Raw genomic sequence first — 26,628 nt, 5'->3', positions numbered from 1 at the left:
GCCGTGTCTAAATGTCAGACCTGACCCCGGCTGTTTTCATTGCACGCGCTGGAGGCGGATGCCGACGATGTCGATGCGGTTCCACGGGCCTGCCGTGCCGCCGGCGCCGCTGAAGCTGGCGTTGCTCTGCAGGTAGCTCATGTTGTAGAAGTCGCTCATGCGCAGGCTGTAGGCGCCGGGCTGGAGGCGGGCGGATAGCGGCGTCGACAGCACGGCCGGGGTGTGCGTCTTGTCGAACTTCGCGTGCGGCAGCTGGACCACGCCTTGCGCCACGGTCTTGCCCCGGGCATCCAGCACGGCCAGCCACTTCACGCCGCCGCTGATGCCCAGGTTGATCTGGTTGGCGCCGTTGTGATAGCGGACCTGCACGCGGTAGTCGCCGGCCTGGTCGATCTGTACGTCGCGCACCTCGAAACGGTCGGTCGGCTGGCCCCAGTCGGCCAGGCGCGGCGCGGCGTAGCGGCCGCCCGCCGGCGTGATGTGCAGGTTGCTCTGCACGCGCGGGTCGGTCACGGCGATCTCGGTTGCCGGCGCAGCACAGCGCGGCACGCTGTGGTGGCTGCGGTTGGCCGACGCGCTGAACTGCGCCTCGACGGCGTAGCAGGCGTTCGGCGCGATCTCGCGGTCGGTCCAGGCGCCAGCCGGGACTCTGGCGGCCACCAGTTTGCCGTCGCGGTAGACGTTGTAGACCGTACCGGCGCCCTTATCGGCGTCATTATCGGCCGCATCGATGCGCAGCCGCGTGCCGCCGTCGGCACCGCGTTCCAGCTGGCCGATGGCCGGCTCGCGCGGCGCGAAGACCACTGGAGACTCCACATACGGATCGGCGTTCACGCGGCGGATCGTGCTGTCGCGGCCCGCCAGTGCGCCGAGGCGAATCTCGACCGTGTCGCCGTCGCGCAGCGTCGCCCAGGGGATGCTGGCGCTGCTCGGGGCGCCGTTGTGCAGGATGGACGCGACCGTGTAGTAGCCGTCGCCGGCGCTCGCCTTCGGCAGCAGCAGGCGCACGGCGATGCGCTGGCCGCGCAGGCGCAGGTTGTGCAAGGTAACCTGGTCGGTGTCCTTGAAGGTCTCGCGCCGCAGTTTGGCCGTGACGAAGGGATCGAGCACGATGCCGTCGTCCGTGGCCGCCACGCCGAACACCTGCTCGACCACCATGCCGATGTAGGCGCCGACCGACCACAGCTGGCGGCGCGAATTGATGACCGGTCCGATCAGCTCGGGGTGCCGCTCGTCGAGCAGCAGCGGCTGGCCGGACAGCCATTCCAGGTTCTCCATGTTCGAGATGTTCAGCGCCGCGCCGCGCATCAGCGACTCGTAGGCGGCATCGGCCACGCTGGCGTTCTTGCCGATGACGGCCGCCTTCAGTCCATAGCCGGTCACGAAAGGCCACATCGCCCGGTTGTGGTAGACCGGCGCGCCCTGCTGCTGGGGCCAGATCACGGGCGGACCCATGGGGCCGTGCGGATAGCGCGCCAGGATACTGCGCGCCTGGGCTTCGTCGGCGATGCCGGTGACGATCGCCAGCGACTGTCCCAGCCAGTCGAACTTGTGCATGGGCGCACCGTCGAAATGGGCGGCGGTGAGGCTGCTGTACATGCCTTCGTCCGCCAGCCAGAGCTTGGCGTTGACCGCGCGTTTCAGCTCAAGCGCCCAGCCGTCGTAACGGGTGGCGCGCGCCGCGTCTCCCTGCTCGCGCGCCAGCTTCGCTACCAGCTTCAGCGCCTGATAATGCGTGGCGTTCGTCGACACCGACTTGGCGCTCGCCATCGAGGCCAGGTCGTCGACGATCCAGCCGGCGTAGCTCTGGTCACGCCAGTCGAGGAAGCTTTGTTCGCCGGTGTACAGGCCGTCGCTCGGGTCGAAGGCGGCGACGCGGTCGATCTCGATGGTGTTCGACAGCGCCTGCAAGGCCTTGACGGCGAAGGCCTGGCGTTCGGCGGGCGGCAGGGTACGCAACACTTCCTCGGCCGCGAAAGCCCAGGTGGTGCGGTCGGTGCTGACCGGCCAGCTGCCGCCGCTGCCGGTGTCCTGCACGATTTGCAGGCCGTCCGGCGTGCCGGGAACCTGCGGCGCTTTCGGGACGGCGGCGCGCCAGCCGGCCAGCTTGAAGTCGAGCGAATTGCGCACGCGTGCCGGGTCGAGCAGGGCCAGGCCCAGGTCGGCCGCGTACGACAGGTCGCGCGTCCACACGTAATGCCACTTGTCGCCGGTCTCGAAACAGTCGCAGGGGATCGCCGCGCCGGCGTCGTAGTTGCCGTCGCGGATGGCGCTGACGGCATCCTGCGCCATCTCGCTGCCCGCCAGCGCGAACAAGGCATCGAAGGCGAGGTTGCCCGTGCGTGTGTAGGGACGGTCCGCGCTCTCGGCATAGCTGGCGTGCTGGGGCACCGGGTCGCGCAGCTGCATGGTGCTGGAATGCGTGTAGCTGCGCAGCGGGGCGGCGGGATCGGCCAGCGAAAAGCGCGCCGTCTCGCGCTTGCCGTCCCAGGTGGGCCAGGCCAGCGTCGCGACGCGCGCGTGGCCGGCGTGCGGATCGGCCTGCGCCACATGTGCGGCGCCGTCCAGGCGCGTTACCGTCAGCGTCGGCGCCTGCGGCTGGCGCGCGTCGAGCGTGAAGCGGTAGGTGCCGGTGCTGCGCACGAACAGGGTGGCTTCCGGGCCGGCCTGGGTATCGAGGGCCAGCGTGGCGCCGGGTTGCACAGCGATGCTCTTGCCCGCATCCGGCACCCACTCCTGGCTCCAGTCCTTGCTGCCCAGCTTGAAGCCGTGGTTGCCGGGGCTGACCAGCACGTCGGCGCGGTAGATGCCGCCGCCCTGGTACTGCAGCGGATGCGCCAGGCTCCAGCCATTGAAGCCGCCGCGCACATAAAACGCCTGGCGCAGCGGGCCGGGGTCGGCCGCCACCGCCGTGGCGGTAGTGGTGAACAGGGCTGCGCCGAGCAGCCAGCGGTGTGACAACATGGGCGCTCCTGTCAGCGGTATTCGTTGCGTTCGACGATGCCGCGCAGGACATCCCGCCCCTGCAGCATCGGGAAGTCCTGCGGCCGGTACACCTTCGGCTGGGCGAAGCGCAGCGTGCCGATCTGGGCCGCATACGAGGCGCGCGCCGGCTCAGATTTCAGCGCGCGGCCATCGAGCAGGACGCGCTTGCCGGACAGCGCCAGCGTCGCCGCCTTGCCCGGCGCCAGCGTAAAGGCGACCTGCGAGCGGCGCTTGTCCGCTTCCAGGTAGGCGATGCGCACGGTGCGCGCCGTCTTGCCGGCCAGCGTGAAGGTCCAGCGCTCGCCGCCCTTGGCGCGCTTGAAATCGACCTCCACATGCTCGTCCGCGCCGAAGGGCAGCACCGCCGCGAAGCGTGTCCACTGCCCTGGCACGGCGGGCTCGAAGGCGAGCGTGTCCGTGGTCAGGTCGGGCCGGAAGCCGACGTAGTCCTGGTAGGCGTTGCGCGCGTACTCGGCCACGCTCCAGGACTGGGCAAAGGTGCCGGTAGGGCGCAGGCGGCCGTCTTCGTGGGGCAGGGCATCGAGGTTTTCGCTCATGCTGCCCAGGGTGCCGAGGCCGAGGATCTGCCGGCCCAGGTTCTGGGTCAGCGGCCAGCTCAGGTCCTGGTAGCCGAAGCGGTTCAGCGCCGTCACCGTGAAGCCCGCGTTCCAGCCCCAGATGGTGCCGTTGTGGTAAGCCGCATCCTTGTGGTGGAAGCCCGGGTTCTCGTGGCGCGGGTGGAAGTAGACGTCGTCCTGGCTGAGCGAGGCGATGCCGTAGGGGTAGAGCAGTTCCGGCACCGTGCGCTTCAGGACCGCGGCCTGCACGCCGTCGGGGACGAAGTCGTCGAAGGGAATCGAGGACAGCATCAGCGCGTTCGGGCGCAGCTTGTTGTCGCGGCTGCCGTCCGCGCGCAGGCGGTCGGCCACGGTCTGGCCGTCCCAGAAGCGCTGCAGGAAGGTGGCCTGCACCTTGTGCGACAGCTCGGCCCAGGTGCGCGCACGCGCGTCGTCGCCGGCCCAGGTGGCAAGCGTGGCGCCGACCTGCAAGGCCGTGTGCCACAGCGCCTGGATCTCGACCGCGTGCGGGCCGCGGTCGGACCAGGGCTGGTGGGTCGGGTTCTCGATGCGCGCATCCATCCAGGTGTCCGAGGCCGCATGGCGCAGCAGGCCGTCGGGATCGGTATAGTTGGCGATCGCACCGTCGAAATACGGTACCGCCAGCGCGTACATCTGGCGCGCGAAGTCGCGGTCGCCGGTGTAGCGGATGTACTCCATCGCTTCGCGCAGCATCCAGGGCGTGCCGTCCACCGTGTTGTAGATGATCTCATCGGGCGACACGCGGTTCGGGATGCGGCCGTAATCCTTGTCGCGTGGTTCGCGCAGGTTCTGGTAGCGCGCGAAGTTGGCCAGCACGGCTTTCGCATCAAGGAATTCGCCCGACACCAGCAGCGTGCCGGGCAGGGCGATGAAGGTGTCGCGGCCCCAGTTCTCGCGGAACCAGGGCAGGCCGGCCCACATGCCGGCGCCGTACTCGTTCACCACGAACATGCGCGCCGAGGCCTTGGCCCAGTTCAGCGCCTTGTCGTATTCCTTGTCGCCCGTCGCGAGGTAGCTGCGCGTCAGTGCCTCGTAGGTCACGCGGCGTTCGTTGCCGATGGCGTCCACCTGCGCCAGGGCGCGTGCGCGGCCGGCGGCTTCGTCCGCGCTGGCGCCGAAGGCGGCGACCACGGTGAACGACCGCGCCGGCGCCCGCGTGGACAGGGTCAGGTCCTGGCCCAGCGTGAAGGGGCGGTCGGCGGCCAGCGCCATGAACTGGGTGGCGCCCGTGCCCGGCGCGACGATCACGAGATGATCCGCCTGCGTGATCGCGCCGGCCGTCTTCAGCAGCGGGCGCAGCGCCAGCGTGGCGGGCTTCTTGGCCGTCACGCGCAGGGCCAGTGCGTGCTGCTTCGACAGCAGCGCCAGTTCCTCGGCCGCGCCGTTCGCGTAGCGCACGCGGTGGCCCCAAGGCAGGACTGCTTCGGTCGCGCCGGCCGCGGTGCGGTCGTTTTGCACGCCGTCCGTGAAACCCATGTAGTTGCGGAAGACCGTGCCGCTCTTGACGACATAGCCTTCGCCCTTGTCGTAGCTGCGCGTCACACCGTCGAAATAGCCGGCCAGGTTGTCGCCGGCGACGAAGCGCGCCTGCTGGCTAGGTGCGGCGTCGATTGCCATGGACGCGAAAAAGGCGTCGATACCGGGCTTCTCGACGGCGTGGGCGCCGTTAGAGGCCAGGGCCAGGGCGAGGGCGAGTGCGAGGAGGGAGCGCCGCATCATGCCTCCGGCAGTTCGACGACCAGCACGGCCTGCGGGGCCAGGCGCAGTTCGCGCGCGAGGTCGATTTGCTGGCCGCTGAGGATGTCGACGCCGCCGGCGGCGCCCTTCAGCATTTCCTGGAAGCGCGCGGTTGGCAGGGTCATGGCTTTGTCGTTGTTGTTCATGGCGATCATGATGCGTTTCTTGTCGTTGTAGCGGAAGTAGACCCAGGTATTGTTTTCGGGGCCGAACTGCATCAGGCGTCCGCTGTGGATCGCCGGCTCTCCCTTGCGCCAGTTGGCAAGCTTGCGCACCAGTTCCTGGGCGGCGCGCTGCTGGGCCGTAAGGCCGGCGCCGCTGAAGGCGTCGGTCCTGTCGCCGGCCCAGCCGCCGGGGAAGTCGCGCCGGTAGCTGGCGTCGTCGCGGCCCTTGACGGTGCTGGTCATCAGGATTTCGTCGCCGCTGTAGAACTGCGGGATGCGCGGCATGGTCATCAGGAAGACCAGGTTCATGCGCCAGCGCGCGTAGTTTTCGCCCACGGCGCTGAACATGCGCGCCATGTCGTGGTTGCCGCCGAACAGGACGAGATTCTCCGGCTCCGGGTACAGGTAATCCAGCGACAGGGTTTCGTAGACGTCGTTCAGGCCGTTCTCTTCTCCCTTGAACAGGGCGCCGCGCATGGCCTCGACCAGCGGGAAGTCCATCAGGCTGGGCAGGGAACTGGTGTAGCCGTCGAAGTTGAGCTTGCCGCGCTGCCAGCGCGCCACCACCGGCACGCGCGTGCTCCATTCCTCGCCCACCATGTTCAGGCGCGGGTACTCGGCCATCAGGCGCTTCGTGTATTCGGTGAGGAAGGCGCCGTCGGAATAGCCGTAGGTGTCGATGCGCAGGCCGGACAGCCCCGCGTACTCGATCCACCAGATGTTGTTCTGGATAAGGTAAGTCGCCACCAGCGGGTTGGTCTGGTTCAGGTCGGGCATGCCTTCGACGAACCAGCCGGCGGTGAAGTTCCGGCTGTCGGCCTGCGAGGCGTACGGATCCTGCACCGCCACGCGGTGGTGTTGGGTGGGCACGAACTTGCCGCCGAAGTTGATCCAGTCCGGCGTCGGCATGTCCTTCATCCACCAGTGGTTCTTGCCGATGTGCGACAGCACCACATCCTGGATCAGGCCGATGCCGCGCTTCTTCGCTTCCTGCGACAGGCGACGGAAGTCCTCGTTGCTGCCGTAGCGCGGGTCGATGCGGTAATGGTCGGTGGCGGCGTAGCCGTGGTAGGAGTAGGCGGGCGAATTGTTCTCGACCAGCGGCGTCGGCCACAGCTGGGTGAAGCCGAGCTGCGCGATGTAGTCGAGCCGCGCGATGGCGCCGACGATGTCGCCGCCGTGGCGTCCGCCGCCGTGCTTGCGGTCGGCGCGTTCCAGCATGCCGGGCGCGTTGTCGTTGGCCGGGTCGCCGTTGGCAAAGCGGTCGGGCATGATCTGGTAGATGGCGTCGCCCGGACCGAAGCCCTGGCGGCTCGCCGATCCCGGCTCGCGCGCCAGCAGGCGGTAGGGCAGGCGCTCGCTGCGCCCGGCGCCGCTGAACACGATCTCGAACTCGCCCGGCCTGGCGTCCGGCGCGATCTCGAGGTCGACGAACAGGTAGTTGGCGTTTGCCACCCGCGTGCTCGACACCAGGCGCACGCCCGGGTAATCGATGGACGGCTGCAGGGCGCCGATCTCCTTCCCATGCACCATCAGCTGCAAGCCCTTGTGCTGCATGCCGGTCCACCAGAAGGGCGGCTCCATGTGGTCGATGGTCGGGGCCGCGGCGGCACTGGACAGGCTGAAGGCGAGGAAAAGTGTTGCGAAAGAACGTCTCATGGCGGACTCGGCAAGAAAAAGGGAAGGCTGCGGCAAGCAGGCGAGCGGAGAAGGTAGTTTCGCTACACGATTTATTGGCTGTATAACAGGTGCTATCCAGTTGTCTCTCTATTATTGCGGAAAGAATACTATACAGACCTGTCCGACACAACGCGGACGAGTATCTAGTTTAGGTACATACGGAGTAGACAATCGTTCCCGGCCCGGATTTCCGCTTTGTCAGCCGAGTAAGGTTGTCAAACGCGGTTTGGTGGAATGTTGTCGTCCTGCTTACACGACCCGACCCGAAAATCGCACCAGATTGGTGCGTGCGAGCACCTGCTTGGTGAAAAGCAAGCATCTTGTAGTCCGACTACAGGTGTCCTTACCGTGTTCTGTAGCCCGAATACAACGTCTTCTGTTGTTCATTCTATACAATAGCGAGATACGCCACGTAGGCCCGTAGTGGCAAGCAACTCCCGTTGACAGTGCATCTAGTTTTAGTACAGAATCGTTGACAGAACGTCTAAAAAAGACGTTGGTGAGGATCCCGTGCCGTGGCTCTGCAGCTGTTTTCCGGGAAATTATGTAGTTCTGATCTGAGGGGACAAATGAACATTTTCGCAAACAAGCGCGCCGCGAACACGGCGGGCCTGGTATTCCAGCTGAGCCCGGTTGCAACCGGTTGCGCCATCTTCGTGGCCGCACTGGCCGGTAGCGCCCACGCGCAGACCGCCGTCACCGAGCCGGCCGCCGAAGCGCCGATGCAGACCGTGCAGGTCACCGGCATCCGCCGCGCGATCGAAGACGCGATCACCGTCAAGCGCGACGCCACCGGCATCGTCGAAGCCATCTCTGCTGAAGACATCGGCAAGCTGCCGGACGTCTCGATCGCCGAATCGCTGGCCCGTCTGCCGGGCCTGTCGGCCCAGCGCGTGAATGGCCAGGCGCAGCAGATCAGCATCCGCGGCACCTCGGGCGATTTGTCGACCGCGCTGCTGAACGGCCGCGAACAGGTCAGCACCAGCCCGAACCGCACCGTCGAATACGACCAGTACCCTTCCGAGCTGATCAACGCCGTCACCGTGTACAAGACCGGCGACGCCGCTGTCGTCGGCCAGGGCCTGTCGGGCACGGTCGACATGCAGACCATCAAGCCGCTCTCGCTGCGCGAGCGCGCCATCAGCGTCAACGTGCGCGGCGAGAAGAACTCGAAGGGTTCGATCAGCGCCGGTTCGCCGGACACCGGCAGCCGCATCAGCGCTTCCTACGTGGACCAGTTCGCCAACCGCACGGTCGGCGTGGCGATCGGCTATGCGCGCCAGGACAAGCCGAATGTGTCCGACCAGTTCGAAACCTGGGATTGGGTCGACACCACCGTCAATGGCCAGACCGTCAAGGCGCCAAAGGGCATCAAGGCGATGGCAACCACTGGCGACCAGGTGCGCGACGGCCTGATGGGCGTACTGGAATACCGTCCGAACCGCAACTTCACCTCGACCATCGACGCCTATCATTCGCGTTTCGAGCAGGATGAAGTCCGTCGCGGCATGGAGATCAAGCTGCAGGATGACAGCAACGTCCGCTTCTCCAATCCGAACATCGCCAACGGCGTGCTGCTGGGCGGTACCGCCAACAACGTGGCTCCGGTGGTGCGCAACAACCGCACCACCCGCGACGACAAGCTCACCGCAATCGGCTGGAACAACCGCTTCACCTCGGGCGACTGGGTCGGCATCATCGACCTGAGCCATTCGAAGGCCGACCACAAGGAACAGGTCATCGAGATCAACGCGTCGCTGCCGACGCGCCAGAGCCTGGGCTTCGACTACACCCGTGGCGGCATTCCTGGCCTGAACCTGAGTGGCGTGTATGACGATCCGCGGCAGCTGACGATCGGCGGCGAATTCGGCGACGGCTACGTGAACGCGCCGCAGCTGACCGACAAGCTCAATTCGGCACGCGCCAGCCTCGAATACAAATTCGCCCAGGGCGCCTTCAGCAGCGTCGAATTCGGCGTCAATGTCTCGAAGCGTTCGAAGGAGAAGCAACACCTGGAGACGGGCTTCACGAAGATTGGCGCCGGTACCTTTGCTGACAGTGTGATCAATGGTTCGCAAGACCTGTACGGCCTGCCGAACACCCTGAGCTGGGACATCAACAGCGTGCTGGCCCAGAACTTCGGCCCGTACACCCCGGCGATCCTGGTGCCGTGGGGCGCCACCAAGAACTGGACCATCGACGAGAAGGTCACCACCGGCTACGTCAAGGCGAATATCGATACCGAACTGATGGCGATGCCGCTGCGTGGTAACGTCGGCATCCAGGTCGTCAAGACCGACCAGAGCTCGACTGCGAACACCCTGCGCAAGTGGCCTTTCGCCGACCTGGTGCCGCTGACCGACGGTAAGAAATACACCGACTACCTGCCGAGCCTGAACCTGGCCTGGAGCCTGCCGGAGCAGCAATTCATTCGTTTTGGCGCCGGCAAGAGCCTGGCGCGCGCCAAGCTGAACGAGCTGAACGCGGCACTGGAAGTTGGCCTGACCCAGGAAACCACCGGTACGCCGTTCGGCAACGGCGGTAATGCGCAGCTCGATCCATGGCGTGCGAATTACCTGGACCTGTCCTACGAGAAGTACTTCGGCAACAAGGGTTACGTGTCGGCCGCGGGCTTCTACAAGGACCTGAAGTCCTACATCTACAACATCACGGTGCCGAGCGATTTCTCGGAATATAACCTGGAAGGCGCGCTGAGCAACATCGGTACGCTGACCCAGCCGAAGAACGGCGAAGGCGGCCGCCTGTCCGGTCTCGAGTTCGCCGTGTCGGTGCCGCTGGACATGGCGCACCCTGTGCTCGACGGCTTCGGCATCACCGCCAATGCCTCGTTCACCACCAGCCAGATCTCGATCGAGGACAAGCGCTTTGGCGGCATGAGCATTCCACTGCCTGGCCTGTCGAAGCGCGTGTTCAACGTGACCGGCTACTACGAGAAGAACGGTTTCTCGGCCCGCGTCAGCCAGCGTTATCGCAGCGACTTCGTCGGCGAGATCGGCGGCATTGGCGGCGCCAACGAGCTGACCTTCGTGAAGGCCGACAGGGTCGTCGACCTGCAGCTGGGCTACGACTTCGCATCGGTGAAGGGCCTGTCGGTCCTGTTCCAGGTGAACAACCTGACCGATACCGACTTCCAGACCTACGCCGGCACCAAGGACCGTCCGCGCGGCTACACGAAATACGGCCGTCAAATGCTGCTGGGCCTGAACTACAAGCTGTAAGACGCTTCCGCCTTCTTGGCGGAAACAATATCCCCCGCAGGCAGCAATGCTTGCGGGGGTTTTTATTTTCAATATCCATGCCGCACGGCCAATTCGGCGCGTCGGAAGAGGCAACGGTGTAAACTGTCGCTTTCGTTTCAATTCAAGAGTAACTCATCCATGTCTGACACCCCCATCCCATCGTTTTCCGACCTGAACCTCCCGGCGCCCATTCTGAAGGCCCTGAAGGAGGTCGGCTACGAGACGCCGTCGCCGATCCAGGCAGCCACCATTCCTTTGCTGCTGGAAGGGCGCGACGTGCTGGGGCAGGCGCAGACCGGCACCGGCAAGACCGCCGCATTCGCACTGCCGGTGCTGGCCCGTATCGATACCAAACAAAGCGCGCCGCAGGCGCTGGTGCTGGCGCCCACGCGCGAACTCGCAATCCAGGTGGCCGAAGCCTTCCAGAGCTATGCCGCCCACCTGAAGAATTTCCACGTGCTGCCGATCTACGGCGGCCAGGCCTACGGCCCGCAGCTCTCCAGCCTGCGCCGCGGCGTGCAGATCGTCGTCGGCACCCCGGGCCGCGTGATCGACCACATCGAGAAGGGCTCGCTCGACTTGTCGCAGCTGACCACCCTGGTGCTGGACGAAGCCGACGAAATGCTGCGCATGGGCTTCATCGACGACGTCGAGCACATCCTGCAGCAGACCCCCGAGCGGCGCCAGATCGCGCTGTTCTCGGCCACCATGCCGCCGGCCATCAAGCGCATCGCGAAAACCTACCTGCGCGACCCGGCCGAAGTGACCGTCGCCGCCAAGACCGGCACCGCCGAGAACATCACCCAGCGCTACTGGCTGGTGGCCGGCATGCAGAAGCTGGACGCGCTGACGCGTATCCTGGAAGCCGAGCCTTTCGACGGCATGATCATCTTCGCCCGCACCAAGCTCGGCACCGAAGAGCTGGCGACCAAGCTGCAGGCGCGCGGCTTCGCCGCCACGGCGATCAACGGCGACATGGCCCAGGTGCAGCGCGAGCGCACCATCGAGCAGCTCAAGAACGGCAAGATCGACATCCTGGTCGCCACCGACGTCGCCGCGCGCGGCCTGGACGTCGAGCGCATCAGCCACGTCATCAACTACGACGTGCCGTCGGACCCGGAAAGCTACACCCACCGCATCGGCCGTACCGGCCGCGCCGGCCGCAGCGGCGACGCCATCCTGTTCATCACCCCGCGCGAGCGCGGCCTGCTGAAGGCGATCGAACGCGCCACGCGCCAGCCGGTGTCGCCGCTGACGCTGCCGACCGTGAAGGCGGTGAACGACGTGCGCATCGCCAAGTTCAAGGACCAGATCACCGCGACCCTGGAAGCGGGCGGCCTGGAACAGTTCCGTTCCCTGATCGAGGAATACGAGCGCGAGCAGAACGTGCCGGCGGTGGACATCGCCGCCGCGCTGGCGAAGCTCGGCCGCGGCGACGTGCCGCTGCTGCTGGACAAGCCGGACCGCGACGCCAAGCCGTCGACCTGGGAAGACCGCCCGGCGCGCACCGACTTCGTCGAGCGCCTGCCGCGCGCGCCGCGCGACGCCGCCGGCTGGGAAGAGCGTCCGGCGCGTGCGCCGCGCGAGGCACGTGAGCCGGGCTTCCGCAAGGAGCGCGTGATGCGCGAGCCAGAGCCGGGCATGGCGACCTACCGCATCGAAGTCGGCCACGCGAATGGCGTCAAGCCGGGCAACATCGTCGGCGCCATCGCCAACGAAGGCGGGATCGAGTCGAAGTACATCGGCCGCATCGAGATCTACGACGACTTCACCACGCTGGATCTGCCGGACGATCTGCCGAAGGACCTGGTGGACCACCTGAAGACCGTGTGGGTGGCGGGGCAGCAGCTGAACATCACGCGCGATGGCGAGGAGCCGCCAGCGAAGAAGGCAGCGGGTCCGAAGAAATCGTTCGGTGCCGAACGCCGGATGGCGGAGAAGCCGGGTTTCAAGAAGCCGCGCAAGTCGTAAGAGCTGCGGCTGACGCGTAGGGTGGGCACTCCGTGCCCACGCGGTACGTGCTGGTCCGCGAGTCCGCGGCAGACAAGATTCGTTCCGCGGCGTTCGCCATCATCGTTGCGCTAACGATGTTCTCTTGGATGCTCTGCCATGTGAATGCGGCCCGGATCAATGCCGGGCCGCGTCGATGCGTCGTTCCGCGTGGGCACGGAGTGCCCACCCTACGTTGATGCGGCCCGGATGAATGCCGGCCGCGTCGATGCGTCGTGCCGTCAGTGAGCCGCTGCCAACTCCGGTTTCGCGTGCGGCACGCTCGCCCCATCCTTCACCAGCAGCCACAGCACGCTAGACACCGCCAAACACCCGCCGCAAATCAGGAACAGGACACTCTTGTCCGCCGCGTCCTTCAGCACGTAGCCGACCGCCGTGGTCGCCAGCTGCGGCAGCACCACCGACAGGTTGAACAGCCCCATGAAGAAGCCCATGCGGCGCTTGTCGACCTTTTCGCTCATGATCGCAAACGGCAGGCTGACCACCGCCGCCCAGCCGATCCCCACCACCGCCATCAGCACGTAAAGCGACGCCGGCGTGCGCGCGAACAGCGCGATGCCCAGATAACCGAGCGCCATGACGGCGATGCAGCCGGCCTGGGTGCGCACGCGGCCGATGCGTGCGCCGAGCGGCGCCAGCACCAGGGCCGGCAGCAGGAAGCCGACCACGTTCATCACCGCGAACGAAATCGCGATCACATGGCCCGACTGCGCGGCCGCTTCGGCGAACGTGGCGCCGGCAGTCACCACGTGCTGCTGGATAAAGGCGATGATGTAGACAAACATCGCCTGCACCCCGAACCAGCTGAAGGCATGGGCCGCCCACAGCTTCCACAGTTGCGGCCAGTCGGTCGACGTGGAGGAGGGCGCGGACGCCTCCTGGGTAGCTGGCGCCAGTTCGCGCGGCTCGGCGACCAGGAACACCGGCAGCACCGAGAAGGCCAGCACGATCACCACGCCCACCGAAATGAGCGCATAGTTGTCGATGAAGGCGCCGATCAGGTAAGCCATCACGCCCCAGAAGCCGGAGATCGTCTGCATCCAGGTGTAGCCGCGGGTGCGCGCCTGGCCTTCCGGCGTGACGTCGGCGATCAGCGAGCGCGTGGGGTTGAAGCTGATGTTGATCGACAAATCCAGCGTCAGCGCCACGATCACCGCGATCACCAGCAGGTTGGTCACGCCCAGCAAATCCGCCACCACTTCGATGCGCGGCAGCAGGAACACCGACAGCGCGGCGAGGGTGCCGCCGATCAGGATGAAAGGCCGGCGCCGGCCGCCCCAGAACCAGGTCTTGTCGCTGATGAAGCCGATGATCAGCTGGCCCAGGATGCCGGCCAGGGGACCGGCGGCCCAGACGATGCCGATCTCGTGGATGTCGAGGTGGTATTTGGTGCTCAGCAGCCAGCTGAGCGCGGAAATCTGGATGCACAGGGCAAAGCCCATGGCGGTCGCCGGCAGGCTGGTCAATGCATAAAATGAATTGCTGAGCCGACGCTGCATGTCGAGCATGGTGTCTCCGATCGTTTTATCGTGTTATTTGACTACAAAACCGGGTACCGGGTCTGCGGACATGCCGATTCTACTATGTCAGTGCCAGATTGACACTCGGAAAACGCCATGTTATTTTGCTACAAATTTACCCTGCAACCCGCCCGTCCTCCCGGCCTTCCGGACGGGAGCGCTCCCAGCCCGCCGACCGGAGCACAGGGGCCGCTTGCCACACATACAGAGAGTCCGGTCTGAAGGCCGGCCGCTTGGGGACACAGATGGACATGCACACCAACGCGCTCACGAAGCCACGCCTGTCGTTCTGGCAGCTGTGGAACATGAGCTTCGGCTTCTTCGGCATCCAGTTCGGCTTCGCGCTGCAGAACTCGAACACCAGCCGCATCTTCTCGACCCTGGGCGCCAACCCCGACGACCTGGCGCTGTTCTGGCTCGCCGCCCCCGTCACCGGGCTGCTGGTGCAGCCGGTGATCGGCTACATGAGCGACAACACGTGGCACCCGAAGTGGGGCCGGCGCCGTCCCTTCTTCTTCGTTGGCGCCTTCCTGGCGGCGATCGCCCTGTTCCTGATGCCGAATTCCTCGGCGCTGTGGATGGCGGTGGCCGTGCTGTGGATGATGGACGCCGCCATCAACGTCTCGATGGAGCCCTTCCGCGCCTTTGTCGGCGACAAGCTCGACCCCTCGCAGCAGACCGCGGGCTATGCGATGCAGACCTTCTTCATCGGCTGCGGCGCGGTGATCGCCTCGCTGCTGCCGACCATCTTCACCCACTTCGGCGTGTCGAACGTGCCGGTCGACGGCATGATCCCGGACACCGTGCGCTATTCCTTCTACGCCGGCGCGGTGGTGTTCATGGTCGCCGTCAGCTGGACCGTGTTCACCGCCGACGAACTGCCGCCGCCGGACCTGGCCAGCTTCCAGCACGAGCGCCAGCAGGCGCGCCACGTCGGCACGGCCCTGGTCGAGATCGTGAGCGGCTTCGGCAAGATGCCGAAGACCATGGTGCAGCTGGCCTTCGTGCAGTTCTTCACCTGGATCGCGCTGTTCGCGATGTGGATCTACACCGGCAGCGCGATTGCCGACGCGGTGTGGGGCACGCGCGACGCCCAGTCGGCCGCCTTCCAGGAAGCCGGCAACCAGGTCGGCATCATGTTCGCGGTGTACAGCGGCGTGTCGGCGCTGGCCGCCTTCATCCTGCCGGTGTTCGCCCGCGCCACCAGCCGCAAGACCGTGCACTTCGTCTGCCTGGCCATTGGCGGTCTGAGTTTGGCCAGCATCGCGCTGATCGGTTCGAAGGAAATGCTGATGCTGCCGATGATCGGCGTCGGCATCGCCTGGGCGTCGATCCTGACCATGCCGTACGCGATCCTGGCGGGCTCGCTGCCGGCCAAGCGCATGGGCTACTTCATGGGGCTGTTCAACTTCTTCGTCGTGATTCCGCAGATCGTCAGCGGGCTGCTGCTGGGGTTCGTGACGCGCGAGTTCTTTGGCGGGCATACCGTGCAGACGCTGGTGCTGGGTGGCGGGTGCATGCTGGTAGCGGCGGTGTTGACGCTGGCGGTGACGGATAAGGCGCCGAACCAGGCGTGATCATGTGGCCTGCGGCGTATCCCGTACGGTGGGCACTCCGTGCCCACGCGGTTACGTACGCATCCTTTTAAACGTGGCCGTGACAATTCGCTCGCACCATATCCGGCGGACACGGCTTTCTGACTTCGGATATGTTTCGAGCGAATTCCATCGGCCGCAGGTGCAAGGGCATGCACGTAACCGCGTGGGCACGGAGTGCCCACCGTACCGGTACCGATAACGAATTAGCTTGCGCCGGGATTTTTGCGCCTGTCGTATCGTAACGTTTTGTTAATAAACGAACCCATACACAGGAGCCAAGCATGACGATCCATACCGTGGCGACCACGCCGTTCGCCGGACAGCGTCCGGGCACCTCGGGCCTGCGCAAGAAGGTGACCGAATTCCAGCAGCCGGGCTACCTCGAGAACTTTGTCGAAGCCATCTTCCTGACCCTGGGCGACCTCACCGGCCAGACCCTGGTGCTCGGCGGCGACGGCCGCTACTTCAACCGCAGCGCCATCCAGACCATCCTGCACATGGCCGCCGCCCATGGCGTGGGTCGCATCCTGGTCGGGCAGGGCGGCATCCTGTCGACGCCGGCCGTCAGCTGCGTGATCCGCAAGCACGGCGCCTTCGGCGGCATCGTGCTCTCGGCCAGCCACAACCCGGGCGGCCCGGACGGCGACTTCGGCATCAAGTACAACATCGGCAACGGCGGCCCGGCCCCGGAGAAAATCACCGAGGCGATCTATTCGCAGACCGAAGGCCTGCTGAGCTACCGCATCAGCGACGCGCCGCCGGTGAATCTCGACGCCATCGGCACGACCCAGCTCGAAGGCATGCAGGTCGAGGTGATCGATTCCGTGGCCGACTACGCCGAACTGATGACTAGCCTGTTCGACTTCGACGCCATCCGCGCCTTGTTCGCGCGCGGCTTCACGATGCGCTTCGACGGCATGAGCGCCGTCTCCGGGCCGTATGCGAAAGCGATCATCGAAGGCATGCTCGGCGCGCCCGCCGGCACCGTCATCAACGCCGAGCCGCTGGAAGACTTCGGCGGCCACCATCCCGACCCGAACCCGGTGAACGCGGCCGAACTGATCGCCCTGATGAACGGCGCCGACGCGCCGGAGTTCGGCGCAGCCTCCGACGGCGACGGCGACCGCAACATGATCGTCGGCCGCGGCATCGCCGTCACGCCATCCGACAGCCTGGCCATCATCGCCGCGAACGCCCAGCTGGCGCCGGGCTACGCCGCCGGCATCAAGGGCATCGCGCGCTCGATGCCGACGTCCACCGCCGCCGACCGCGTGGCCCAGGCCCTCGGCATCGCCTGCTTCGAAACCCCGACCGGCTGGAAGTACTTCGGCAACCTGATGGATGCCGGCATGGTGACCCTGTGCGGCGAGGAGAGCTACGGCACGGGATCAAGCCACGTGCGCGAAAAGGATGGCCTGTGGGCCGTGCTGTTCTGGCTGAACATCGTTGCCGCCACCGGCAAGTCGGTGAACGAACTGGTGAGCGAACACTGGGCCCGCTTCGGCCGCAACTACTATTCGCGCCACGACTACGAAGCCGTCGATGCCGCCGCCGCCGACGCGATGATGAACGCGCTGCGCGACAAGCTGCCGGCGCTGGAAGGCCAGGCGCTCGGCGAGTACCGTGTGTCGGTGGCCGACGATTTCGTCTACACCGACCCGGTCGACCACGCCGTCGCCACCAGGCAGGGCGTGCGCCTCGTCATGGAAGACGGTTCGCGCATCGTGTTCCGCCTGTCGGGCACCGGCACCGAAGGCGCCACCGTCCGCGTCTACCTCGAACGCTACGAAGCCGACCCAGGCCGGCACGACCTGGAAACCCAGGACGCCTTGTCCAACCTGATCGCGATTGCCGGCGACGTGTCCGGACTGCGCCAGCGCACCGGCCGCCAGCAGCCGAGCGTGATCACCTGATCCAACCCTCACCACAGGAACCCTGCATGAAACTACCCGCACTTGCCGCCGCGTTGCTGATCGCGTTTGCACCCCAGGCCCAGGCCCAGGCCCACACGGAAGCCCAGGCCCGCAGCGGGATCGCCGCACCCTGGGCGGCTCCGGCCAAGCCTTTCGTCTGGGAGAACGCGACCGTCTACTTCCTGCTGACGGACCGCTTCAACAACGGCAACCCGGCGAACGACCTGGCCTATGGCCGGGCGAAGGATGCGGCGGTGCTGCGCGGCTTCATGGGCGGGGACCTGGCGGGCGTCACGGCCAAGATCAAGGAGGGCTACTTCAACGACCTGGGCGTGACCGCGATCTGGATCACGCCGCCGGTCGAGCAGATCCATGCCGGCACCGACGAAGGCACCGGCAAGAGCTATGGCTTCCACGGCTACTGGGCGCGCGACTTCACGGCCGTGGATGCGAACCTGGGCACCGAGGACGACATGCGCACCCTGGTCGACACCGCCCACGCGGCGGGCATCCGCGTGCTGCTCGACGTCGTGATGAACCACACCGGCCCGGTCACCAGCGCCGACCCGGTCTGGCCGGCCGACTGGGTGCGTACCGGTCCGACCTGCACCTACAAGGATGCGCGCACGACCATCGATTGCACGCTGGTGAAGAACCTGCCCGACATCCTCACCGGCAGCAACAAGGCGGTGGCCCTGCCGCCGCTGCTGGTGGAGAAGTGGAAGAAGGAAGGGCGCTACGAGCGCGAAGTGAAAGAGCTGGACGACTTCTTCAAGCGCACCGGCTACCCGCGCGCGCCGCGCTACTACCTGATGAAATGGCACGCCGACTGGGTGCGCAAGTACGGCTTTGACGGCTTCCGCGCCGACACCGTCAAGCACACCGAACCCGGCGTGTGGAAGGAACTGAAAAAAGTCGCCAGCGCCGCCTTCGAGGACTGGAAGCGCGCCAACCCGGCCAAGAAGCTGGGCGACACGCCGTTCTACATGACGGCTGAAGTCTACAACTACGCGCTGCAGCACGGCCACGCCTTCGACCTGGGCGACATGCAGGTCGATTACCCGGCCCAGGGCTTCGACAGCATGATCAACTTCGGCATGAAGTCGGACGCCAAGGAGAGCTACGAGACGCTGTTCAGCACCTATTCGAAGGCGCTGCATGGCCCGATGAAGGGTGCGTCGGTCCTGAACTACCTCAGCTCGCACGACGACGGCGACCCGTATGACGCGATGCGCGAGCGCCCTTACGAGAGTGCCAACAAGCTGCTGCTGGCGCCGGGCGCGGTGCAGATCTACTACGGCGACGAAACCGCGCGCCTGCTGAAAGTGGAGGGCGCCGAGGGCGACGCCACGCTGCGCTCCTTCATGAACTGGGACGAGCTGGCGTCGAACGCCCAGCGCGGCCTGAACCGCGTGGCCGACGTGCGCGAACACTGGGCCAAGCTGGGCCGCTTCCGCCAGGCCCACCCGGCCGTGGGCGCGGGCGTGCACCAGATGATCCAGCACTATCCCTACACCTTCAAGCGCACCTATGAAACGAAGGACGTGACCGACCGCGTGGTGGTGGCGCTGGGGCTGCCGACGGACAAGCCGACCGCCGTGCCGGTGACCGGCGTGTTCATGGATGGCCAGACCGTGCGCGACTGGTACTCGGGCAAGACCGCCGTGGTGAAGGGCGGGAAGGTGCAGTTCGATGCCCGCAATCCGGTGGTGCTGATCGGGCAGAACTGACGCGTCATCGGGCCTTATTCGTAGGGTGGACGGCTATACCCAGGTGTGCGCGTGCCTGGGCCGGGGCGCCGTCCACGCGTTCAGGGCCGTACGAAAACCGCTCCGCTTGAGGGCGTGTCGATGCATGCGTCCGTTGAACGCGTGGGCGGCGCATACGCTTCGTGGCATCACACGCCAGGGTAGAGCCGACCACCCTACGCGGCGCGCCATGTCCGCGTTCATCCCTGCATGAAACGATATAGGAGATTACGGCGTCTGCAAGGCCTCGACCAGCACCCGCCCTTCGCTCCCCGCCGGAGGGCGCAGGCGCAGCAGGTTCGCCAGCGTCGGCGCGATGTCCACGGTTTCGGCGTACTGGCCGTAATAGCCCGGCTTGATCCATTTGCGGCCGCTGAGCAGCAGCGGCACGTTCGTATCGTAGGCATATGGCGAACCGTGCGAGGTGCCGCTGCTGCCGCTGCTGAAATACCAGTTCGGCTTGTTCACCACCACCAGGTCGCCCGACAGCGCGCGGTTCCAGGTGCGTCGCATCAGCAGACCCATGCGCGTGGCGCCAAGGGCGTCGGCCTCGAACTGGCTGCGCGTGTAGACCTCGGCCACGCCTTCCTGGGCGCGCAGGAAAGCCGCTGCCGTGTTCTCGACCTCGGCGCGCGCCACGCCCAGCTTGTCGATGGCGGCGTAGTCGAGATGGAAGTTCGGCGCCGACTGCGCGATCACCAGTTTTTCGACACCGTATTTCGCCGCCAGCGCCACGTTCAGCGACGCCACCAGCGCGCCCGCATTCACGCGGCCGGCGTCGCCCTTGGCTGCCTTGACGAATTCCGGCGTGTTCGGAAAGCCGTGGTCGGCGGTGAGCACCACCAGCACGTTGCCGGCGCCGAGCTTGCGGTCGAGGTAAGTGAAGAAGTCGGCCAGCATGCGGTCCAGGCGCTGCAGGTGGTCGTGCGACATCTTGCTTTCCGGGCCGTAGGTGTGGTTGATGTAGTCGTGCGCCGACAGGCTCACGCCCAGCAGGTCGGTCACGCCGGCGGTGCCGCCCAGGCGCTCGCCCTCGACCGCGGCGCGCGCGAATTCCAGCGTGAGTTCGTCGAGGAAGGGGCTGGTCTTCAGGCGGTTGTAGTAGTCGGCATCCAGGCTCCCGCTGTCGCTGTAGAAGGAAAACGGAAAGCGGTTCGGCGCGCCTGGCGTGGCCGGGAACAGCTCGTCGGGCGCGTCGCCGGCATAGGCGCTGTCGGCCAGCAGCGGTTTCCAGGTCTTGCCGTAGTAGCCGTCCTGCGGCCGGCGCGCCCGATATTGCTGTACCCATTGCGGGTGCGCCGCCATGTAGTAGCTGCTGGAAGCGAAGTTGCCGCTCTTGTCCATGTACATGTAGGCGGTACCGGTCTTCCCGGCCAGCAGGATGGCGCCGCGGTCCTTGCCCGACACGGCAATCACCTTGGCGCGGTTGCCGCTGGCGTAGCGCAGCCCGTCTCCCAGGGTGTCCACGCGCAGGCGCATCGGCGAGGTGCCGTCGCCGGCCTTGGTCTCTTCATCGATATACGTGTAGCGCGCGTCTTCGGTGCAGTAGACCGGATTCTTCGATACGGGGTCGATCCAGTTATTCCCGATCACGCCGTGCTGGTAAGGGTAGGCGCCGGACAGGATGCTGGCGTGGCCGACCGCCGTCACCGTCACGCCGTGGGCCTGGTGCGCATTGCTGAAGGTGGCGCCTTCGTCCAGCAGGCGCCGCAAGCCGCCCTGGCCGAACTGGCCGCGGTAGCGCTGTACCTGCTCGGCCGGCAGGCCATCCACGACCAGCACCAGCACCAGTTTCGGCGCCGCTTTCTCGGCGGCGGGTGCGGCATGAACGGTCGCTGCCGCAAGCAGGGGAAGGGCCAGCAGGCGCCTGGCGAAGAAGGTCGATGCACGCATGGGGCGGAGAGCAAAAGTGGGCGACCGGTCATGGTAATCGGCGCATGTGACGGCTGGATGACAGGGCCGGCACGCTAGCGCGGCGGAACGCGCGCATCCGGAATCTCGACTAGACTTTGCCTATTCGACCATATGAGGACCGCCATGACGCCTGCCTTCTCCCACCGTCTTGCCTATCTTGCCTGCGCCGCCGCGCTATCCGTGTTCGCCGCCGGCGCCCATGCGGCCGCGCCCGCCAGCGAGCCGGCCTACGGCCCGGAACTCGAAGGCTTCGACTACCCGGCGCCGGTCAAGCAGTTCAACTTCACCTCGCAGGGCGTAAAGCTGCACATGGCCTACATGGACATCGCGCCGAAAGCCAAGGCGAACGGCCGCACCGTCGTCCTCATGCACGGCAAGAACTTCTGCGGTGCGACCTGGAAAGCGAGCATGGACGCCCTGAGCGGCGCCGGCTACCGCGTGGTGGTGCCGGACCAGGTCGGCTTTTGCAAGTCGAGCAAACCCCAGCATTACCAGTACAGCTTCCAGCAGCTGGCCGAAAACACGCGCGCGCTGCTGGAATCGATCGGCGTGAAGAACGCCACCATCCTCGGCCATTCGACCGGCGGCATGCTGGCCACGCGTTATGGCCTGATGTTCCCGCAGCTGACCGAGCAGCTGGTGCTGGTCAATCCGATCGGCCTGGAAGACTGGAAGACGCTCGGCGTGCCGTCGCTCGGCGTGGATAAATGGTATCAGCGCGAGCTGCAGACCACGGCCGAGAAGATCCGCAACTACGAGAAGTCGACCTATTATGTGAACACCTGGAAGCCGGAATACGAGCCCTGGGTGCAGATGCTGGCCGGGATGTACCGCGGCAAAGGCAAGGAAATCGTGGCCTGGAATTCGGCCCTGCTGTACGACATGATCTACACCCAGCCGGTGGTCTACGAATTCCCGCTGCTGAAGATGCCGACCCTGCTGCTGATCGGCCTGAAGGACACCACCGCCATCGGCAAGGATGCGGCGCCGGAAGCCCTGCGTCCGAAGCTGGGCAATTACCCGGAACTGGCGCAGAAGACCGTCAAGGCGATTCCGAAGGCGACCCTGGTCACTTTCCCCGAAATGGGCCACGCGCCGCAGATGCAGGACCCGAAGGCCTTCCATGAAGCACTGCTGAAGGGCCTGGCCGCGCCAAGGTAAGGGGAGGGCAGGGGCGGCGGCTTGCTGTATCATCCCGCCCCTGAATACGAAAGCCGCACATGCTCATCATCACCATCAAACAGGGCAAGGAAAAGTCCATCCTTGCCGGCGACCCCTGGATCTACGTTTCCGCCATCGAGAAAGTCGACGGCAAGCCGCAGGAGCGCAACAAGCCGGGCAGCACCGCCATCGTGCAATCCTCGTCGCGCAAGTTTTTGGCGCGCGCCGCCTACAACGCCAAGTCGCAGATCGCGGCCCGTGTCTGGACCCTGCGCGAGGAAGAACCGATCGACCACGCGCTGATCAAGCGCCGCGTGCAGGCCGCCGTCGAACGCCGCGCGCAGGCGCTGCGCGACGCCGATCCGCAGGCACTGGTGCAGCTGGTCGATGGCGAAAAGGACGGCTTGCCGGGCCTGCTGGCGCACGGCTATGGCGGCGCCGACGGCTACCTGGTGTGCCAGTTCAATTCCGGCGGCGTCGACTTGTGGAAGGTGGCGATCGTGCAGGCGCTGATCAAGGCGACCGGCTGCAACAACGTCTACGAGCGCTGCGACGAATTGCTGCGCAAGGGCGAAGGCCTGCCCGTCATCTGGCGCGCGCTGGCGGGCGAGGAACCGCCGCAGCGCCTGATGGTACGCGAGGGGAGCAGGCTGCTGCCGATGGATATCCGGACCGGGTTCACCTATCCGCGCTAAAGCGGCATCGAACGCGGTCTCAATTGCGCGGGGTGCGGATCTCGGAAGACTTCATGTCGACCAGTTCGCCGGCCAGGTTATAGGCAAAGATGGTCGTGACATAAATGTATTCGGTGGTCGTGGAGTAAGCGTCGGTGTTGATTTGCGCGCTGCCGCCGGCACTCTTGACGAGCTGACTGGTACGTTTGACGTCCACGACAAGCTCGCGGCTTGTGGCTCCTGCCGGCACCTGCGCGGCGGTTTGCGCGCTGGCGGCAGGCGCCGCCTGGGTGCCCGCGCCGCTTTCATGCGCACATGCCGCCTGCGCGGCGCCGAACACCAGTGCTATTACTGCCAGTTGCTTCATGCGGTTCATGCGGGTCCCCTTGGCGAACGGTCGATAAAAAGCCGATGATGTAGCAAATTTATAATATTTCATCACGGCCCGCAGCTCAAGTTTCAACCCCTCTCAATAGTACTAGCTTGACTGCCGTGGCAAGGGTTGGCAGCAAATCCCGTACGTCTTTTCAAACAACAACTTGCAACATTTTTATGCTAGCGTACGCTTCTTTTTGCATGGAGCTTGCATGATTCGTCGCACCGCATTGCTGTCCTTCCTGACCCTGAGCCTGCTGCTGTCTGCCTGCAGCAAGAAGAACGACGACACCGCCGGCGAGGATGCGCAGGCCCAGGCCGCCAGCGAGGCGCAGGAGGGCAATCCGCCGGCCGACGAAGCACCGCCGCCACCGCCGCCGAAGATGGATTACTGGCCGGCCGTCGGTCCGCTCGTGGCCGGCAACTATGGCGGCGCCTGCGTGCGCATGCCGGACGGGCGCAAGATGGACGGCTCGGTTGCGCTCGGCGCCGACGGCAAGGCGGCTGCCGGCGGCATCGACATCGATTTTCGCGAAGCCAGGAAGACCTCGCTGATGCGTGTCGCTAACGACAAGGGCGAGTACGCAACCACCGCGATCTTTGCCATGGAGCCCGAGAAGGCTGGCCTGCTGACCCTGCATTCCGGAGAGACTGGCAAGGGCAGCATTATCTTCAGCGGCGATGACGTCAGCCTGACGTGCAGCGACGTGAGCGGTGTCGATAAAATCAACGCCGAGCCGTTCCACAAGTCCATGGCGAAATTCTTCAACAGGAAGAAGCAGACCGTCAGCTGCCTCGACACCAAGAACCTTCTGGTGCGGCGCGATCTCGACGTCGAGATCGACGATGCCGTCGTCAAGATCGGCGGCGACGCGTTCGATATGAATAGCGCGGCCTTCGAGTCGATCGCGTTCGACGACAACGGCGCCAACGTGACGCTCGGCGTGGGAATGCCCGACAAGCGTACGATTGCCATGACCTACGACGGCGCCGGCACGCTGACCGGCCTGATGGCGACGAACGCGGAAGGCAGCACCCACTCCTGCAACAGGAAGGAGTAAGGGCATAGCCGCCGGCACGGCGGATGCGGCGTGGAGGGCAGTACTGGGGCGTTTTCCGCCATACGAACGCTTCTCCGGAGAATAATCATGCAAACCAATTGGTGGCTGCACCTGGTGCGTCGTTGTTCGTCGCTCCTGATCGCGCTTTGCTTCGTGCTTCCGCTGTCCCAGTGCGATTCCGTAGTGGAGGAAGACGGGAAAGCGGTCACCAAGGAATACAGTTTCGTTGGAGCCGGTTTTACGAACGGGGCGTTGACGGACATCGGCAAAGGACAGGTCGTCAACGGTTTAGCCGGCGTGGCGATTTCGGCGCTGGTCTTCTTTCTGCCTTTGTCGACCTGGCATATGTCGGATATGAAGCAGGCCGTGCTGCTCGTCGCGGCGGCGCCATGTGCGGGATTCTTCGTCTACGCATGGACACTCGGATCGGCGGGCCAAACGCTCTTCGGCGGATTCCTCCTGATAGCCTGCTGGGTGCTGCTTGTGTTATCGGCGTGCGTCACCATGGGAATGCGCGCCGTGCGATGGCGGAGCAGCGCCTTCACAGCGTTTGATGCTCGGAGAGCCGGCAAACCACTACCGATGGATACTCAGGTCGGCTTTTTTATATCCCCGCTGAGATTGGCGTCGACAAGGCAGGTCTACCCGGGTAATCCAGAAGCCCCGCCGTCTTTTTTACTTGCCTTTTGGGTTGTTGTTGCCGCGTCCACCTCCCGAAGGGTTGCCGGTTTTACTTGGTGCGTTTTCAAGTCGTGCAAACATGGTCGTTCTCCTTTATTTCCCCGGATGAGTAGAGCGTACAGCTCGGGGCAAGCCGTACTAAATGGGTTCGAATTCCGGCACAGAATCGGCGGTGTCGATCCTGTCATATCCTTCAGCCAGCCATTCCTTGATCTTGGTCTGCAAGTCAACATTGTCTTTTTCGCGTACCGGAACGTGGACGAATTCACTAGGCATGGTTTCCTCTACCAGATGGATGCGGTATCGCAAATCCGCTAGCACAGGGCCAGGAAAACGCGGGTTCTCGAGCGTGATATTCACCCCCACAGCATCGCTGGTAACGTGCCAATCGGGCGCCGGACGCCGGGCAAGATACGGCATCAGCGCCATCCTTAATCCTGCTGTCAGCCAGTTCACGAACAGCACGCGGCTCAGGCATTCGGCGGCAAAGTTGTCTTCGACTGTCTCCGGCAAGTTGTCAATATCCCCGCGAATCACCATTCTGCGCAGGACCTTGTCGTAATGTCCGTCGTGTTCGGTAACGATCAGGCGCAGACGGTGCAGGTCGCCTGGGACAGTGTGGCCGGAAAACCCGGTGACCACATCGGCGTTCGCGAAAGCGTGTTCGGTGATGCCCGGCTCTAAAAAGAAATCGTCGCGCCAGGAGGAGTCAATCCATTTCAGGCCTCCTGCATGTGGCTGGAAGCGCGTGAAATCGACGTGCATCCGGTCCCTGGTTCGCGGCCGGTAGATTTCGAGACGGACCCATGGTCGATCGCGCCACATGCGTACGCTGCTGTCGTGAGGATGGTGGCTAAGGAATTCCCGCATGATCTCGCCTATACGATAGTTGACGGACGAGACGGCATCGACGACTTCCGTGCAGTTGATAGTCCGCGAACGCACTGAAATGAACCAGAAGCCCCTGACATTTGCCGGTGCCAGTAACTCTGCTTCAGAGAGCCGCGTTAGCCGAAGAAGTTCGGCAATCTTGACTGGGTTTCGGACCAACAAGGCTCCCTCGATCGCTTCGGCGATGTCTTCAGCCAAATAGCGCAGCGCGCTTGTCTCATCCCGGCTGGCTTGCTTTGCCAGCATGTCTTGCAATGCATGATTGGTGCCGGTCGAAAGTTGGTCCCCGATCAACTTCTCGATATGGTCGAGATAAGCGGAGGGGTCTGGATCGTCGATGCCTTGAAGTACCGCCATCGATACTCCCAGCAATGCCGCAAGTGCGTTTGCATATCGAATGCTGGTTTGTCCGTTTTCCTCGATGCGTTGGTAGTGGCGCGAAAGGGTTTCGGTTTCTGGTGTACCCAAATGTTGCGCCACTAAAAAGGCGAGCGCTGCTTGCGTCAGATTCTTCTCTTCGCGTAGTGCGCGAAGCCGGTGCTGGTCGATTTTGAAGGTTGGTCGTCCCATATTCGCCTCATGTTTGAACTGGTGCCATCATGCCTGAAGGAGTAAATGTCGCTCAAGCGGCATAAACACGACGTAAATGGGTGCGTG

Annotated in this window: 15 protein-coding genes; 8 read left to right on the top strand and 7 right to left on the bottom strand. The window is 65.0% G+C overall.

Translation table 11 applies throughout. The features are described from left to right. Positions 1–36: 36 nt before the first annotated feature. From QPK31_RS04840 to QPK31_RS04830, 3 genes are read right to left on the bottom strand one after another with little or no spacing between them, the layout of a single operon-like run. Positions 37–2,964 carry an esterase gene (locus tag QPK31_RS04840; RefSeq protein WP_290421806.1) on the bottom strand — a complete coding sequence of 976 codons (2,928 nt, stop codon included), beginning with the start codon at positions 2,962–2,964 and terminating at the stop codon, positions 37–39. 11 nt (positions 2,965–2,975) lie between these two features. Continuing rightward, positions 2,976–5,300 carry an amylo-alpha-1,6-glucosidase gene (locus QPK31_RS04835; protein ID WP_290421805.1) on the bottom strand — a complete coding sequence of 775 codons (2,325 nt, stop codon included), beginning with the start codon at positions 5,298–5,300 and terminating at the stop codon, positions 2,976–2,978. Next, the gene (locus QPK31_RS04830; RefSeq protein ID WP_290421804.1) at positions 5,300–7,144 is read right to left on the bottom strand and encodes a glycoside hydrolase family 13 protein; all 1,845 of its coding nucleotides are present in this window, start codon (positions 7,142–7,144) and stop codon (positions 5,300–5,302) included. Before QPK31_RS04830 ends, QPK31_RS04835 begins: the two co-directional genes overlap by 1 nt. A gap of 590 nt (positions 7,145–7,734) precedes the next feature. Here QPK31_RS04830 and QPK31_RS04825 point away from each other — a divergent pair. Both QPK31_RS04825 and QPK31_RS04820 read left to right on the top strand, forming a co-directional pair. After that, a complete protein-coding gene (locus QPK31_RS04825; RefSeq protein WP_290421803.1) occupies positions 7,735–10,404 on the top strand; it encodes a TonB-dependent receptor in 2,670 nt (889 codons plus the stop codon). A gap of 159 nt (positions 10,405–10,563) precedes the next feature. Further along, positions 10,564–12,396, top strand: coding sequence for a DEAD/DEAH box helicase (locus QPK31_RS04820; protein ID WP_290421802.1), 1,833 nt, complete (start codon positions 10,564–10,566; stop codon positions 12,394–12,396). A 260-nt stretch (positions 12,397–12,656) separates the two neighbouring features. On the opposite strand, the gene QPK31_RS04815 is transcribed toward QPK31_RS04820, so the two are convergent. Next, on the bottom strand, positions 12,657–13,943 hold the full coding sequence (locus QPK31_RS04815; protein ID WP_290421801.1) for an MFS transporter: 1,287 nt from the start codon (positions 13,941–13,943) through the stop codon (positions 12,657–12,659). A gap of 257 nt (positions 13,944–14,200) precedes the next feature. Between QPK31_RS04815 and QPK31_RS04810 the strand changes: the two genes are divergently transcribed. The 3 genes from QPK31_RS04810 (at position 14,201) to QPK31_RS04800 (ending at position 19,196) form a co-directional block, all read left to right on the top strand. Next, positions 14,201–15,532 carry an MFS transporter gene (locus QPK31_RS04810; protein WP_290421800.1) on the top strand — a complete coding sequence of 444 codons (1,332 nt, stop codon included), beginning with the start codon at positions 14,201–14,203 and terminating at the stop codon, positions 15,530–15,532. A 302-nt stretch (positions 15,533–15,834) separates the two neighbouring features. Further along, positions 15,835–17,466: an alpha-D-glucose phosphate-specific phosphoglucomutase gene (locus tag QPK31_RS04805; RefSeq protein WP_290421799.1), complete on the top strand. Its 1,632-nt coding sequence runs from the start codon at positions 15,835–15,837 to the stop codon at positions 17,464–17,466. Between the two features lie 26 nt (positions 17,467–17,492). Then, positions 17,493–19,196, top strand: coding sequence for an alpha-amylase family glycosyl hydrolase (locus tag QPK31_RS04800; RefSeq protein WP_290421798.1), 1,704 nt, complete (start codon positions 17,493–17,495; stop codon positions 19,194–19,196). 246 nt (positions 19,197–19,442) lie between these two features. On the opposite strand, the gene QPK31_RS04795 is transcribed toward QPK31_RS04800, so the two are convergent. After that, the gene (locus QPK31_RS04795; protein WP_290421797.1) at positions 19,443–21,107 is read right to left on the bottom strand and encodes an alkaline phosphatase family protein; all 1,665 of its coding nucleotides are present in this window, start codon (positions 21,105–21,107) and stop codon (positions 19,443–19,445) included. 144 nt (positions 21,108–21,251) lie between these two features. On the opposite strand from QPK31_RS04795, the gene QPK31_RS04790 reads away from it, so the two are divergent. Continuing rightward, positions 21,252–22,289 (top strand): alpha/beta fold hydrolase, encoded by a 1,038-nt coding sequence (locus QPK31_RS04790; RefSeq protein WP_290421796.1) that lies wholly within the window; start codon positions 21,252–21,254, stop codon positions 22,287–22,289. Positions 22,290–22,348: 59 nt separating this feature from the next. After that, a complete protein-coding gene (locus tag QPK31_RS04785; RefSeq protein WP_290421795.1) occupies positions 22,349–22,984 on the top strand; it encodes an SAM-dependent methyltransferase in 636 nt (211 codons plus the stop codon). Positions 22,985–23,003: 19 nt separating this feature from the next. Here QPK31_RS04785 and QPK31_RS04780 read toward each other — a convergent pair whose 3' ends face one another. Further along, on the bottom strand, positions 23,004–23,426 hold the full coding sequence (locus QPK31_RS04780; protein ID WP_290421794.1) for a hypothetical protein: 423 nt from the start codon (positions 23,424–23,426) through the stop codon (positions 23,004–23,006). A gap of 124 nt (positions 23,427–23,550) precedes the next feature. On the opposite strand from QPK31_RS04780, the gene QPK31_RS04775 reads away from it, so the two are divergent. Further along, positions 23,551–24,399, top strand: a complete 849-nt coding sequence (locus tag QPK31_RS04775; protein WP_290421793.1) for a hypothetical protein — start codon at positions 23,551–23,553, stop codon at positions 24,397–24,399. An 819-nt stretch (positions 24,400–25,218) separates the two neighbouring features. Here the strand turns inward: QPK31_RS04775 and QPK31_RS04770 are convergent. Next, on the bottom strand, positions 25,219–26,541 hold the full coding sequence (locus QPK31_RS04770) for a helix-turn-helix domain-containing protein (RefSeq protein ID WP_290421792.1): 1,323 nt from the start codon (positions 26,539–26,541) through the stop codon (positions 25,219–25,221). Positions 26,542–26,628: the final 87 nt, after the last annotated feature.

The organism is Massilia sp. YIM B02769, from assembly GCF_030411995.1.
Lineage (GTDB): Bacteria > Pseudomonadota > Gammaproteobacteria > Burkholderiales > Burkholderiaceae_D > Telluria.
The sequence above is the reverse complement of the archived record's forward strand: the minus strand, read 5'-3'. Positions and strand labels throughout refer to the sequence as shown.

Coding starts and splice junctions, on each gene's coding strand:
- QPK31_RS04785 (WP_290421795.1), top strand. CDS start 22,349: ATGCTCATCATCACCATCAAACAGGGCAAGGAAAAGTCCATCCTTGCC.
- QPK31_RS04835 (WP_290421805.1), bottom strand. CDS start 5,300: ATGCGGCGCTCCCTCCTCGCACTCGCCCTCGCCCTGGCCCTGGCCTCT.
- QPK31_RS04770 (WP_290421792.1), bottom strand. CDS start 26,541: ATGGGACGACCAACCTTCAAAATCGACCAGCACCGGCTTCGCGCACTA.
- QPK31_RS04830 (WP_290421804.1), bottom strand. CDS start 7,144: ATGAGACGTTCTTTCGCAACACTTTTCCTCGCCTTCAGCCTGTCCAGT.
- QPK31_RS04820 (WP_290421802.1), top strand. CDS start 10,564: ATGTCTGACACCCCCATCCCATCGTTTTCCGACCTGAACCTCCCGGCG.
- QPK31_RS04800 (WP_290421798.1), top strand. CDS start 17,493: ATGAAACTACCCGCACTTGCCGCCGCGTTGCTGATCGCGTTTGCACCC.
- QPK31_RS04775 (WP_290421793.1), top strand. CDS start 23,551: ATGATTCGTCGCACCGCATTGCTGTCCTTCCTGACCCTGAGCCTGCTG.
- QPK31_RS04805 (WP_290421799.1), top strand. CDS start 15,835: ATGACGATCCATACCGTGGCGACCACGCCGTTCGCCGGACAGCGTCCG.
- QPK31_RS04810 (WP_290421800.1), top strand. CDS start 14,201: ATGGACATGCACACCAACGCGCTCACGAAGCCACGCCTGTCGTTCTGG.
- QPK31_RS04795 (WP_290421797.1), bottom strand. CDS start 21,107: ATGCGTGCATCGACCTTCTTCGCCAGGCGCCTGCTGGCCCTTCCCCTG.
- QPK31_RS04825 (WP_290421803.1), top strand. CDS start 7,735: ATGAACATTTTCGCAAACAAGCGCGCCGCGAACACGGCGGGCCTGGTA.
- QPK31_RS04815 (WP_290421801.1), bottom strand. CDS start 13,943: ATGCTCGACATGCAGCGTCGGCTCAGCAATTCATTTTATGCATTGACC.
- QPK31_RS04840 (WP_290421806.1), bottom strand. CDS start 2,964: ATGTTGTCACACCGCTGGCTGCTCGGCGCAGCCCTGTTCACCACTACC.
- QPK31_RS04790 (WP_290421796.1), top strand. CDS start 21,252: ATGACGCCTGCCTTCTCCCACCGTCTTGCCTATCTTGCCTGCGCCGCC.